The organism is Pandoraea sp. PE-S2T-3, assembly GCF_002179965.1.
Classification (GTDB): domain Bacteria; phylum Pseudomonadota; class Gammaproteobacteria; order Burkholderiales; family Burkholderiaceae; genus Pandoraea.
Map to the genome: position 1 here is coordinate 125,107 of NZ_NGUQ01000014.1, position 13,653 is coordinate 138,759.

The following is a 13,653-nucleotide window of genomic DNA, read 5'->3' on the forward strand; positions in this document are numbered from 1 at the left end:
AAGGCATCTCAAAATGATGGCCACCCGGCCTTGTTTCGAAATGTCTCCGCGCAACCGGTTTTGCCCTGTCTTGGGGCGTCACCGCCTTGCTCCCGTCGCTGCTGTGCGCCTGACTTTGTACTTACAGGTGACAACAATATGAGTGGTTACGGCTTTCTTTTCAGTATCTTGCTGCTGGTTCTGGCGAGCGCGTTCTTTTCCGCCGCCGAAATTTCACTGACCGCCGCCAAACGCACCAAGCTTCAGGTGCTCATGGAAAAGGGCGACCAGCAGGCCATCAAAGTGCTCGCGCTCAAGGAGCAGCCCGGTAACTTCTTCACCGTCGTGCAGATCGGCGTGAACGCGGTCGCGGTGCTCGGCGGTGTGCTCGGCGAGAGCTTTCTCACCGGCTATCTTTTCGACTGGCTCTCGTCGTTCACCGATCAGGCCATGGCACTCCGACTGGCCGGTATCGGCTCGTTCCTGTTCATCACGATCGCCTTCATTCAATTTGCCGATCTGATTCCGAAGCGGCTCGCCATGGTCAACCCGGAACGCGTGGCGATGTCGATCATCGACCCGATGCTGCTCTGCCTGAAGGTGCTGCGTCCGTTGGTGTTCATCTTCAACGGCATCGCGAACATGTTTTTGCGCATCTTCAAATTGCCCACGCATGCCATCGAAAACATCACCTCCGAAGACATCGCCGCCATGGTGGGCGCGGGTGCCGAGGCGGGGGTGCTGCGCAAGCAGGAACTGCATCTGATCGAAAACGTGTTCGAACTGGAGTCGCGCACGGTCGGCTCGGTCATGACGTTTCGCGACGACGTGGTGTACTTCACCATCGCCGAGGAAGAGCGCAGCATCCGTCACAAGATCATCGAAAGCCCGCATTCGAAGTATCTGGTGTGCCGTGGCGAAATCGACAACGTGCTCGGCTACGTCGACTCGAAAGACTTGCTCCAGCGCATTGCGAGCGAAGACCTGTCGAGCGTGATTCGTAACCTTGACCGTCTCTACGCGAAGAAGCTGCTCGTCATTCCCGACACGCTCAATCTCTCGGAAGCGCTGGCCCGCTTCAAGGAAACCCGCGAGAGCTTCGCCGTCATCATCAACGAGTACGGCATGGTGGTAGGCGTGGTCACGCTCAACGACATCGTGGGCGCGCTCATGGGCGACGTGGTCCACCCGGCAGATGAAGACCAGATCGTGCAGCGCGACGAGCATTCATGGCTGGTCGATGGCGTCACTTCCGTCGAAGACGTGAAGAAGGCGCTCGACATCGACGAGCTGCCCGGCGAGGGCGAGTACGAGACCATCGCCGGCTTCATGATCTATCAGCTCAAGCGCATTCCGAAGAAGTCGGAAGCGACCGAAGCCATGGGCTACAAGTTCGAAGTGGTCGACATCGACAACTACAAGATCGACCAATTGCTTGTCACGCGGATGGGCGCAGTTGCCGAAGCCGCCATCGCGGCGCAGAAGCTGGCCCAGTCTCAGACACAGACGCCGACGTCCTGACGGCTGCGGACATCGTCAGGAATCGACAGTTTCGCGGCGACTGTCGTTGCCGATCGCGCGGGCGGTGCAGGTCACGAAGGCATTGCCTCCAGCACCTGCGCCAGCCGATCGGTCAATCCACCGTCTCGCTGCGTTGGACGCAGAATCGCCGAGGCGATGACCTGCCACGGTGCATAGAGCCACGCCTGACGGCGAGCGCGGGTCACGCCCGTGTAGATCAACTCGCGCGACAACACGCGGCTCGACTGCTCGGGCAGCACGATGGCGACGCGCTCGAACTCCGACCCCTGCGACTTGTGGATCGTCATCGCGAACGCCGTCTCGTGTGCCGGCAAGCTCGCCGGCGAATACAACCGGTATCCGCCATCCGGGGTAGCAAACGCTACCCGCAACGCACCGCCCGGCCCAAGCGGCAACGCGATGCCGATATCGCCATTGAACAGATTCAGCGCGTACTCGTTCTGCGTCACGAGCACCGGGCGCCCTGCAAACCAAGCGCCGCCGCCAGCATTCAGTGCGACGCCCGCGCGACGCGCCAGCAGTGCGGTGAGTTGCGCGCCAAGGAATTCCACGCCACGGCGTCCGCCACGCGTCGCACACAACACCCGAAACTGACCGAAAGCCGCGAACACCGGCTGCGCCACCATCGCGATGTCACCTGCCGTCGCGGCACCCGGGTCACCGAGTTGGCCGATAAGCGTCACGGCATCGGTCAACGCGTCGAGGTAAGCGCCATAGCCATCCGCCAGCGCATTGAGATTAGCCGCAGAGAGTTGCACGCCACCGTCTTCGCTGAGACTGACGCGGTCGGCGGCCGACGCGGAAACCGATGAAGTTGCGGATGCGGATGCGGCATGCGAGGTTGCCTGCACGGAGACTGCGGAGGGCTGCGGCGCCATCGACGCACGCCCATGCGCCGATGCCAGTACGCGTTCTGCGCTTTCCGTCGTGAACTCCTTGCGCGCGTCCGCCACGCGCCCGGTCTTGATCGCCGTCGCCAGCCGACCAATGGCCGAGTGCTCGCCGAAACGGTAAGTCCGTTCCAGCCAGACCACGGCATCTTCCAATCCACGCGCCACACCGGCCGGGGCACTTGGCGAAAGGGGGCCGTGCACCGGCGGCGTTCCCTGCGGCCAGCCCAGCGCCTGTAACAGTTGCGCGCGCATATCGACGGAAAACGCGCGTTTGGCACTCAGCTCGCCGAACACCGCACCGGCTTCCACGGCGGCCAATTGGTCCTTGTCGCCCAGCAGAATCAATCGCGCGCCCTCGGGCACCGCTTCAAGCAACTGCGTCGCCATCGACAAATCGATCATCGAGGCTTCGTCAACGACGATCAGGTCGTAAGGCAGCGGATTTCCCGCGTGATGGCGGAAGCGTCGACCCACCTGCTCCGCCGATTCGGGCAGCACCCCCAGCAGACGGTGGAGCGTCAGCGCCGCCTCGGGCAGGGCTTGCCGGACGGCTTCAGGCAAATCCTGACGGGCGGTGAGCGCTTCCTGCATCCGTTGCGCCGCTTTGCCCGTGGGAGCCGCCAGTGCCACGCGAAGGTTGGCGTCGCGTTCGAGCAGGCACGCGAGCAGCCCCACGACGGTGGTCGTCTTGCCGGTGCCCGGTCCGCCACTGAGCACCACGAGCGAGCGTTGCAGCGCCAATGCAGCTGCCGCCATCTGCCAGTTCGGTTCGGGCTGGCCATCGGAAGCGGTGGACGACGCAAGCACGCCCTCACCGAAATACTTGCGCAACCGTTCGCGATCCTGCGCCGTTACTGCTGTCGTCTCCGACGTGGCCAGCTTGCGGCCGAGCGCCGCCGCGAGGCGCGCTTCATACACGTAGTAACGCGCCAGATAGAGGCGGTCTTGTTCATCGAGCAACAACGGCCATGCGTCGGACTGCGCATCGCTGGTCAGCACGGCGGCAAGGTTGGCCGGCGCGCATAGGCCGCTGGCAAAAAGTGCATCGCGCCACACGGAGAGCGACGGCGAATCGTCAGGGAACAACTCGCCGCTGGCCTGCGCATCGAGAAAGTTGTCGAGCGGCACGCAGACGTGCCCTTCGGCAGTCGCGAGACTCACGGCCAGCGCCGCGCGCCAGACGTAGCGGCACGTCGACTCGTTCGCACCGCGCCCGCGTGCGAGCATCGTCATCCGACGCGCGAAGCCCTGCGCGAGTCTTACCACGCCAGTATCGGCTTGCGCGGACCCGGCCGGGTCGTTCAGGTTGAGGAGTTCGCTCATGCGCGGCCCCCTTCGGCATCGCCCGCAGCATCGGGGCTGTCGCGGCCGTCGAGCGCCAATGCCTCGGCTAGCGCCACGTTCTCGCCAGCGGCAAACAGCCGATCGAGTGCATCGACCATCTCCCGCGACGGCTTGTCGAAATAGACACCCGGCACGTGGTCTTCCAGTCGATTGGCCTCAGCCCAGTCGGGACGCACACCACGCACGAAGAGATAAAGGCTGCCCGCCATATCGCGGTCGTAATCGTAGTCAGTCAGGCGGCGTCGCAAATAGCGATGCAGCGCCAGTGTGTAGAGCAGGTATTGCAGGTGATAACCGTGTTCGGCCATCGCCTCGCGCAGCCCCTCCGGCCCGTAGTTCTCGGGGGCCGTGCCCAGATAGTTGGACTTCCAGTCGAGAATCCACCACTGCTTGCCGTGGCGGAACACCAGATCGATGAAGCCTTTGAGATAGCCGCGCAGCACCGTGGCATCGAGCGGCAGATCCGGATAACCGAACTGCCGCAGCAGCCCGCGCAACGCATCGAGCGAGACCGCATCGGCCGGGTACGTGAACTCCATTTCCGTGAGCCGCTCGCTCATGGCCACATCAGAGAGATGCAAACCGGGTCGCAGTGGGGTATTCAGCGTATCGCCCAACATGCTCATCATCATCGCGCGCCACAAGTCGTTCTGTTCCGCCCCGCGCCCCGGCGGACGCTCGCGCAAGGCACGTGTGACCGCCTGCGGCCATTGGCCACGCGCGGTGAAATCGGCCAGTTCGAACACACGGTGCAAGCTCTCGCCCGCTGCCGGACCGCGCGGAAATCGCAGAATGTCGTCGGGGGGCGGCCACGTGTCATCACCTTCCGGCGGCAAGGCGAACGTCGGCCCCGCATTGGCTTGCGCGTCGTAGTCCGGACGCGTGCGCTCAGGCGCACTCAATTGCCCGCCACCCAACTGCGGCCCGGCATGCATGCCGGCCAGCAGACCGGAAAAGCTGCCGATGCGCCACACTTCACGCAACGCGCGCGTGCTCGTGCGAGTGGAGAGTTCGGGCGGCGCATCGTGTCCGATACGCTCCCCCTTCCCCAAGGCATCGCCCACCGGCAAGGGAATCACGTCGACGGGGCCTCCGGCGAGTGCCTTCCATGCGGCACGAATCGCGTCGACGCGGGCCTCAGCATCGACGCTTGGCGAAATCCAGTCGTCGAAGGCAGTCCCCTGCCCGGCGGCCAGCCAGTTGAGCATGCCGCCGCAGGCCTCTTTCACGCTGCGTCGCGACGTGTAGATCCCCGCAGCAAGATAGCAACGGTAGACCGCGCGGGTCAGCGCGACGTATAACAACCGCGCCTGTTCGGCCAACTGCTCGCGGCGTAGCGCGCCGTGCGCCGGTGAACCCTTGGCGCCCGCCTCGGTAAAGTCGATGACCGCGTTTGGCCCGTCGTGATACTCCAGACCATCGAGACTGCCGCTGTCACGCACGGCGCCATCCCACAGGAACGGGCAGAACACGACACCGTATTCCAGCCCCTTCGACTTGTGAACGGTCACGATCTGTACAAGATTCTGATCGGACTCGAGACGCAACTGCGCGTCTTCCCCGCCGCTGGCATTACGTTGCGACGCCAGCCAGCGCAGCAGTGCCGGCATGCCCGGCTGCTCGGCCCAGCGGGCTTGTGCCAACTCGGCCAGATGCATGAAGTTGGTAAGCCGCCGCTCGCCGCCTGCCTGCGCGACCAGACGCGCCGCCAGCCCCAACTCGCGCATGAGCGTGCGCCACATGGCGGAGAAGCCTCGCTCGATCCACAACTGCCGATAGCGTTGCAGCCGTTCGATCCAGGCAATCGCCTCGGCATCGGACGCTTCGCTCGTCTGCATCCGGAACAACGCCGAGGCGTCTAGTCCGAACAATTCCGTCGCGAGCGCCGCACGTAACGCACGCACGTCGCCCGGTGATTCGACCGCACGCAATACACGCAACAGCGTTTGCGCTTCGTCGCTGGCAAACACCGAGTCTTGCGTGAGTTCAACGCTGCCCACCGCATGTTCGGCGAGCATTGCCTTCATCAGCGCGCCCTGCCGGTGAGTTTGCACGATGACGGCAATATCCCCCGGGGCCAGCGCGCGCTCACCGATCAAAACATCCCCGCGCGACGCGCCAGAGAGCAAACGCGCGACTTCCGCCGCAGTGGCACGTGCGCAGGCTTGCTGGGCTTCATCCTTGGAGAGCGGCCCGTCGCCTTTGCCTTGCTCGCTGCTCGCCCCTTCCGGCAACCACCACACCGTGAAGTCTGCAACGGTGCGCCCGTCGGCCAACGGCGGGCGCACACGCTGCCCCGGGCGCACGGGTGGATACTCCAGACCGTCGAGTACGAACGCGCGCTCATTGGCCCCGAACAGGCGATTCCCCGCTTGAATGATTGCAGGCGTCGAGCGTTGATTGACAGCGAGCGTGTACGCCGCATCGGCATTCTCACGAGCGGCAAGATACGTATGCAGATCTGCCGCACGGAAGCTGTAGATAGCCTGCTTCGGATCGCCCACCATAAACATCGGGCCGCTCTTCGCGCGGCCATCGCCGTCGCCCCGAGCATCGGCGGCGTTCACATTCGTCAGCGCCGAACCCGCGCGGTACACCGCATTGAAGATGGCGAATTGCTGCGGGTCGGTATCCTGAAACTCATCGATCAGCGCGCACGGGTAGCGCGTGCGCAGGGCATCGGCCAGATTGGGGTGCTGCGTCAGCGCACGCGAGATGTTGCCCAGCAAGTCATCGAACGACACGACGCGGAGTTCGCGCTTGCGCTGTGCCAGTTGATCGGGGGCCTCGTTCATCCATGCGCGCAGGATACGAAGCCACGCCATGGCGTAACGCTCGTCGGCGTCGGCGCGCGCCTTCACCAGCACGTCGGCCAGTCCGAAGAAGCGATGGTCGGGAGGCGTCTCCCCTTTCTTGATGTCCTTGGCCAAGCGCGTCGTCGTGAGCAGTTCCGCCTTGGTGTTGAGCAGCGCGCCGACGTCACCGGCGTTCAGGTACCGCTGCCACGCGGAGACCGCCTGCGCCAGCGACGCCTCGTGATAAATGTTCTTCTTGAGCGATGGCAGCGCCTTGCCCATCAACTCGGCAATGCCCAGCGCCTCGGCCTCCCAGCACTCGCGGGCGATGGCATACGTTTCGAGCAAGGCCGCATCGGCGGCAGTCGAGGCCTCGGCGCGCACGGCGGCGGGCCAGCGCAGCGTCGACATCGGCTTTTTCAACCGCCGCGCCAACTGATCAGTCAACGTACCCGGCGAGCGTTTGCGATCCACCAGCCACGCGGCAAACCCATCGTCTTGCGCTGCCAGCGGCTCCACCACGCGACGCCAGAACTCGACTGCCAGATCGTGGCGCACGCCGTTATCGTCCGGCACCAATTCGTAGGCAAACGGCAAACCTGCCGCGAACGGCACTTCGGCCAGCGCGCGCTGGCAAAAGCCGTGAATCGTATGGATCGACGCCTGATCGAAGCCGCGCAGTGCCGCTTGCAGGCACTCGCGAATCTGCTTCACCGTCATTTCGCCGCGCTCAATCAATCCGGCGATCATCACGGTAAAGAGTGGGTCGCTACTCGCGTCAGGATCGAAGTCCGGGAAATCGTCATCGCCGGCCTCGCCCTGGCCCTCGCCTGCTTCGTCCTCGCCGAACATTGGGGCGATAGCCGCGACCAAGTCCGACAGCCGTCCACGAATGCGCTCGCGCAGTTCGGCCGTTGCCGCGTTGGTGAACGTCACCACGAGGATTTGCTCGACGCTCAGGTTCTTTTCGAGCAGGAGACGCACATACAGTGCGCAGATATTCCACGTCTTGCCAGTGCCGGCCGACGCTTCGATCAGGCAAACGCCATCGAGATCGCAATTGAATACGTCGAGGTCGATAAGCTGCGTCATGCGCCCTCCACGAGTTCGAGATGGGCGACCAACGGGCCGAAAACGGTATTGGCAAGCAAGTCAAACGGCGCGGCCAGCGGGTCGTCTACCCCTCGCCACACCAGCCGGGTGTACGGATCGTCGGCATCGCCACGGGCAAACGCCGAGCCCTCCCATTGGCTTTCGGCGTCGCTGCGCTTGCCGGTGCTCGCGAGCTTCCATGCACTGCGCGCGAAGAAAGGCAGTGGCCGCGTCTGCCCCAGCCGGTATAGCGCCACCAACTCGCCGAGCAGCGTGGCAGCATCCGCCACCGGGCGCAGCGCGAACGTCTCGTCCTCGCCGTACCAAAGCGTGCGCGCTGCGATGTCCAGCCCCGCATGCGCCGGTTGCTGCAAGTGAGCGCACAGCGCGAGGTGAGACAACCACGCGGCCAGCAGGTCGCTCGGGCGCATGCTGCCGTAGCGGTACATCACGAGGCCATAGCGCGACACTGGCGCGAGCCGCCCCTGCAACAGACACGCTGCCGACAGCGTGGCGTCGCCGTGCCATTCGGCCTGCGTCGCCTGCTGCCACGTGGCAGGCAATGCCGGGGCGAGCGGCAGCATCGTCAGGATCTCTTGTGTGCCTTCTGCCTGCGCTTCACGCACTTGTGAGGCCAACGCCCGAAGCCCGCCCAGTTCGCGCCGGCGCCACACGGCCCCTGTCGCGCCGCCGGGTAATTCGTGGCTGACCAGCGCAATGCGCTCGATGGCGTCGGTCCGTGTCCGGGCATCGCCTCCGCCCTCGCGCAACAACCGCGGCAGGAGTCGCGCAGCCAGCGCGTCGCGGCCCGCCCAGTCGAGCACGAACGGCTCGTCATCTTCGACTTCGGTGAGCACATCGCCCAGCGACAGCCCCAACCGGTCACGTGACCACGCCCGGCCGGGATGTCGCCAGAACCGCAGCAAGTCGTCGAGCGTCAGGTGCGTCTGCGCGACCGCAGGCAGTGCCTCGGTTACGAACGGCGTTGCCTCCGTCTCCGGTACCGGCGCCGCCATTTGTGTCGCCAACTGCCGCGCAGCTTCACCGTTGGACACATCGTAGCTATAGAGCGACGCATGCTGCCCGTCGAAATACGCGGGCGAGAACGGTTGCAGCGGATGCAGCACGACGAGTCGCTCCCGTGCCTCGCGCTGGTCATCGACGTGGAAACCTTGCGACGCCGGGGCCAGCAGTTGCCCCGTGAAATCAAGCAGTTCGTCCACGGCGGTCGACGGCGGCAACGGGGCGTTATCGCGCACGCTGCGTCCCGTGTAGGTCATCAGGAATCGATCCTGCGCGCACAGCAGCAGATCGAGAAAGAGATTGCGTTCATCGTCGCGACGCTGCCGGTCACCACGCTGCGGCAACACGCGCATCAGATCGAATTCGTCGGCACGCACGCGCCCGGGCAGCACGCCGTCGTCCATGCCGAGCATGCACACCACCCGGTACGGCAGCGAGCGCAAGCTGGGAATCGCCGCGAACGTGACGCGCCCCGACGGCACCCCGCCCCGCGTCGGGTCGTCCAGTGCATCGGCCAACACGCGCGCAACGACTTCCACCGGCACACGCACTGCCGGGGCGCCGTCGGCAATTGCCGAACCGATCTGCTCGATCGCCATGCGCACTTCCGCCACATCGTCGGCAAAACGCGCATCGTCCGAGAAGAACTGCTCCAGCATGGCCAATAGCTGATCGCGCCATGCCAGCCCGGTGCGCTCGGTTTGCAGAGCGACTGCGGTGGCGTCCAGATCGTCGATCAGACGCGCCAGTTCCCCCAGCAACTCTGCGCGCCCGCCTTCGATGCCTCCGATCGGCAGCCAATCGTCGACCGGCAAGGCATCATCCGGCAAGGCATAACCGAGGAACAGCCGCATCATCGCGTCGCCCAGCGTGTGGCGCTCCAGTGCGGGTGTGCCGTTTGCGGCGTCCGCGGCCTTTGCCTGCGCGCCCTGCGCATCGAGGCGCAGCAACGCGTCGCCGCGCCAGCCACGGCGCGCGCCCGCCGCATGCAGCCAGTTCTGAATCGAATCGAGTACGTTGCCGCCGAGGTCGTAGCGCTGTGCCACCGCCTCCGTGCGCGCCAGTTCCACGAGATCGGACGCCGCAACGCGCAGTTGCGGCAACGCCAGAATCGACGCGAACGCCCGGGCGACCGGGTTGGTGCGCGTGGGCGGCAGCCCGGTCACCAGATACGGAATACGAGGCGTCGCCGTGCCGAACACCGCATCGATCAGCGGTGCCGCTTTGCCGAGGTCCGGCACCGTGATCAGCACATCGTCGGGCCGAATATCCGGAATTTCGTCAAAGCAGGCCAGCAACCGGTCGTGAAGGACTTCGATCTGACGCGCGAGGCTATGACAGACATGCACTTCCACCGAGCCGTCGGCACCCACGCCGTCGGGCACGCCGTAGCGGCCATCGTCCAGCGTGAGAATGCCGTTTTGCAGCGCAGCGAGCAGCGTCGGCGCGGTATTCGGCTGAAACAGCGCCCGGTCTTCCACCGCCTGCTGGGCAAGATCGGCGTAGAGCGCGTCGATGTGCGACTGCGTCTGGCGGCCCCATTCAGCCAGCAACGGATGCCCGACCTCACGGTGCGCCGTCCCGTCGCGGCGCTTGAGATACGAGAGCCGGGACGGCGGCACGATATCGAACCAGTAGCTCTCGCACGGGTTGAGCACGTACAAATGCACGTCGATCAGGCGCGACATTGCCTTGAGCATCACCATCGAGAGGGGCGGCATCGACGAGAGCGCGAACACCGAGACCCGCGCGGGCCAGCCTGAAGGCAGCGTTTCCGGCGTCAGTTGCTCGATTTGATCGATGGCGCGCAGTGTCGGGTGCCGCTCGCGAATGTCGAGATGCTGCAACGCCCGCCGCCACAACTCGCTCTGCCACGCTTCGTCGTCGCGCTGGACGTCGCCCCAGCCCGTGGCCCCATGGGTCGGAATCGTATCGCCCGTCTGCCAGCGTTCGAGCCAGTTCGGCCGGTAGGTCAGGTATTGGTCGTAAATGTGCGCCAGCCGGTCGGCCAGTTCAAAGCGCATGACGTCGTCCGCCTCGGACAAATAGCCTGCCAGCCGGGGCGACGCCTTCACCCACGGCTGGGCGAGGCACTGGTAGAGCGGCCAGACGAGCCGGTCGGGCGCGAAAGGCGAACTCTCGGGCACCGTCAGCAGCTTGCCGGCCATGTCCCACAGCCATTGCGCCAGATAGGCCAGCCGAACGTTGGCGCACACGCCGAACACGTCGGCGTAGTCCAGTTCGAGCCGGCGGCGCACCGCCACACTTGGCACGACGATGGTTTCCGAATGCATCGGGTCACCCGGCGCCTGGGCGAGATCGCGCAGTAAGGCGGCTTCGAGCGTGGTGAACCGGTTCGAGAAGAATAAGTGGAGCATGCGGGCGTGGCGACCTGATGGGACGGAAGGCTAAGGGCCGGGGGTGATGACGCAATGACCAAGGATCAAGGATCAAAGGCCAAAGCGACCAAGAAAACCCACGGCTGAGCGACTGTTCGCAAGCATAACAAAAGGGCCGCGCCGAGGCCCATCGGATCCATCCGAAAAGCCGGACCTGTCGGGGTCACAGCACAGCCGGGCGGGTCGTGTAACCGGCAGTATCCCCTCTTCGCGCTGCGCGGGCGTTGGGCTAGACTCCTGTCTGCGCCGCGCGCTACCCGCGCACGGCCGGCTTTGCAGCGGAACCCTCGCACCCGACGCATGGACTACCAGACCGATATCAAGAAGTTCTTATATAGCCACTACTTTTTCACCGGCACCCGGCAGGCAGTGGGTGTCGTCTTGCCCGCGCTCGTGTTGTTCTGGGGGCTCGATCAGCACCTGCTCGGCATCGAAGTCGCTTCCGGGGCCTTGTGCGCCAGCGTCGTCGACATCAACGGGCCGCTGCGTCACAAGCACACCGAACTGCTCAGTTGCACGCTGCTCGGCGCGCTGACGGTACTGATTACCGGCATGGCCACGGCAGCCCAGCCGTGGCAGCTCTGGCTCACCACGCTGATTCTCACGTTCGGCCTGTCGATGCTCGTGGTCTACGGGTTTCGCGCCTCGCTGGTGAGCTTTGCCTGCCTGATGATGATGGTGCTCAACGTCGAGGCCGATCTCACCCGGCATCAGGCCGTGCTCGACGCCGGGGCCGTATTGATCGGCGGGCTCTGGTACACCTATTTCAGTCTGGTGGTGTGCCGTGTCTGGTGGTTTCGCATCGAGCAGCAAACACTTGCCGAGTGTTTTTTCGTCACGGCGCAGTATCTCGAAGCCAAAGCGGCGTTTTACGACTCATCGACCGATATCGACGATTGCTACCGCAAGTTGATTGCCGCACAGGTCAACGTGGTCGAAAAGCAGCAGGCTGCGCGCGAAATCATTCTGCGCAACCTGCCCCGGCTGCGCATCGGCAAGCTGGAACCACGCCGCACGATGCTGTTCAATCTGTTCATCAACATCGTCGACCTGCATGAGGTCGTGGTGTCGGTGCACACCGACTATCCGATGCTGCGCCGCGAGTTCGCCAACGAAGACGTGCTCGTGTTCTTCCGGGACATGATTCGCAAGATCGCCGTCGAGGTCGATGCCATCGGCTACGCCATTGCGACCAACGAGCCATCACGCGCGCAGCGCAGCTGGCGCGCGGAGTTTCGTGCCATCGAGTACGAAATCGAACTGATGCGCAAACAGCAGTTGCCGCAACGCGCGCCCGAGGCCTATCAGGCCGTGACCAGCACCTTCCGCCGGGTGTGGAGCGCCACGCGTGTGCTCGAGCGCATGCATCGCAACACCAATATCGCCACGGCCGCCTCCGCCACGGAGATGCAGATCGATCAGGCGCTGTTGCGATTCACCTCGCGGCAGAGCTTCTCGCCCAAGCTGCTGCGCAAGAACCTCACGTTCTCGTCGCCGAGTTTTCGTCATGCGCTGCGGGTGACGATCGCGATCACGGCCGGGCTCATCATCTGCGAGAACTGGTCGTTGCTCGCGGGACAGGCGCACAGTTACTGGGTACTGCTCACGATCATCGTGATCTTGAAGCCCGGCTTCAGCCTCACGAAGCAGAAAAATGCCCAGCGTCTGACCGGCACGCTCGTGGGCTGCGTGAGCGTGCTGATCATCCTGTCGTTCGTGCACAAACCCTGGGTGCTGTTCGCACTGATGTTCTTCTGCATGGTGATGGGCAACAGTCTCTCGCTCTTCAACTACGGCTTGTCCGTGGTGTTCATGTCGTCGTACGTGCTGCTGCTGTTCCACTTTCTGCTGCCGGGCTCGTTATCGGTGGTGGGCGAGCGCGCCATCGACACGTTGATCGGTTCGGGCGTCGCGCTGGTGTGCTCCTACTTGTTCCCCTACTGGGAATATCGTCTGATGGGGCCGCTGATCCGGCAGGCCGTGCAATCGACCCGTGCGTATCTCGAGTCGTGCGCCGGCCGCGAGGGCAAGCGCGACGATCTCGCCTATCGCATGGCGCGCAAGGACATGCACATTGCCTTCGGGAATTTTGGGGCGGCCTTCAAGCGGATGATGCTCGAGCCCAAGTCGAAGCAGGTGTCGGTGGGCGAGCTTAACGACCTGCTGGTGCAGAACCATGTGATGGCGTCGTACATCACCGGCATGTCGGATGTGCTGCCGCGTCAGATTGCCGCCGACAAGAGCGGCGAACTGGGGCAAGTGGTGTCGGCCATCAGCGACTTGCTGTCGCAAGCGGTGGCGGCCCCGGCCGCGTCAGTGCCGACCGACGCACAGGCCGCCAGCGAGGCCATGCGCGACTACACCCGGCGTCTCGACGCGCTCGTCGTCGCGCAGGAGCAGCAGCCCGATGCGCCCGACGCTAATGTGCAGGAACTCAAGCAGGTGGTGCATCAGTTGAAGCAGATGCTCCGCGCGGGCGAGCTGATTCTGCGCGATATGCGAGGAATCCGCCTGCCCGCGTGAGCGTGAAGGGTCAATGTGGTGTGTGGGGGGCACGGGAAGCATGACGCGTGATGTTTTAGGAGT

At 64.5% G+C, this 13,653-nt stretch carries 5 protein-coding genes; 2 read left to right on the forward strand and 3 right to left on the reverse strand.

The window, feature by feature from the left end:
• The first annotated feature begins 138 nt into the window (after nucleotides 1-138).
• Nucleotides 139-1,500 carry a hemolysin family protein gene (locus CDV46_RS10285; protein ID WP_058375750.1) on the forward strand — a complete coding sequence of 454 codons (1,362 nt, stop codon included), beginning with the start codon at nucleotides 139-141 and terminating at the stop codon, nucleotides 1,498-1,500.
• 71 nt (nucleotides 1,501-1,571) lie between these two features.
• Here the strand turns inward: CDV46_RS10285 and recD are convergent, their stop codons facing one another.
• From recD to recC, 3 genes are read right to left on the reverse strand one after another with little or no spacing between them, the layout of a single operon-like run.
• A complete protein-coding gene (gene recD / locus CDV46_RS10290; protein WP_087722478.1) occupies nucleotides 1,572-3,737 on the reverse strand; it encodes an exodeoxyribonuclease V subunit alpha in 2,166 nt (721 codons plus the stop codon).
• Nucleotides 3,734-7,645, reverse strand: a complete 3,912-nt coding sequence (recB, locus tag CDV46_RS10295; protein ID WP_087722479.1) for an exodeoxyribonuclease V subunit beta — start codon at nucleotides 7,643-7,645, stop codon at nucleotides 3,734-3,736. Before recB ends, recD begins: the two co-directional genes overlap by 4 nt.
• Entirely contained in the window at nucleotides 7,642-11,046 is a 3,405-nt protein-coding gene (gene recC, locus CDV46_RS10300; RefSeq protein WP_087722480.1) for an exodeoxyribonuclease V subunit gamma, read from the reverse strand. Before recC ends, recB begins: the two co-directional genes overlap by 4 nt.
• Before the next feature lie 321 nt (nucleotides 11,047-11,367).
• On the opposite strand from recC, the gene CDV46_RS10305 reads away from it, so the two are divergent.
• Complete coding sequence (locus CDV46_RS10305; protein ID WP_087691426.1) at nucleotides 11,368-13,590, forward strand: FUSC family protein; 2,223 nt, start codon at nucleotides 11,368-11,370, stop codon at nucleotides 13,588-13,590.
• The last annotated feature ends 63 nt before the right edge of the window (nucleotides 13,591-13,653 follow it).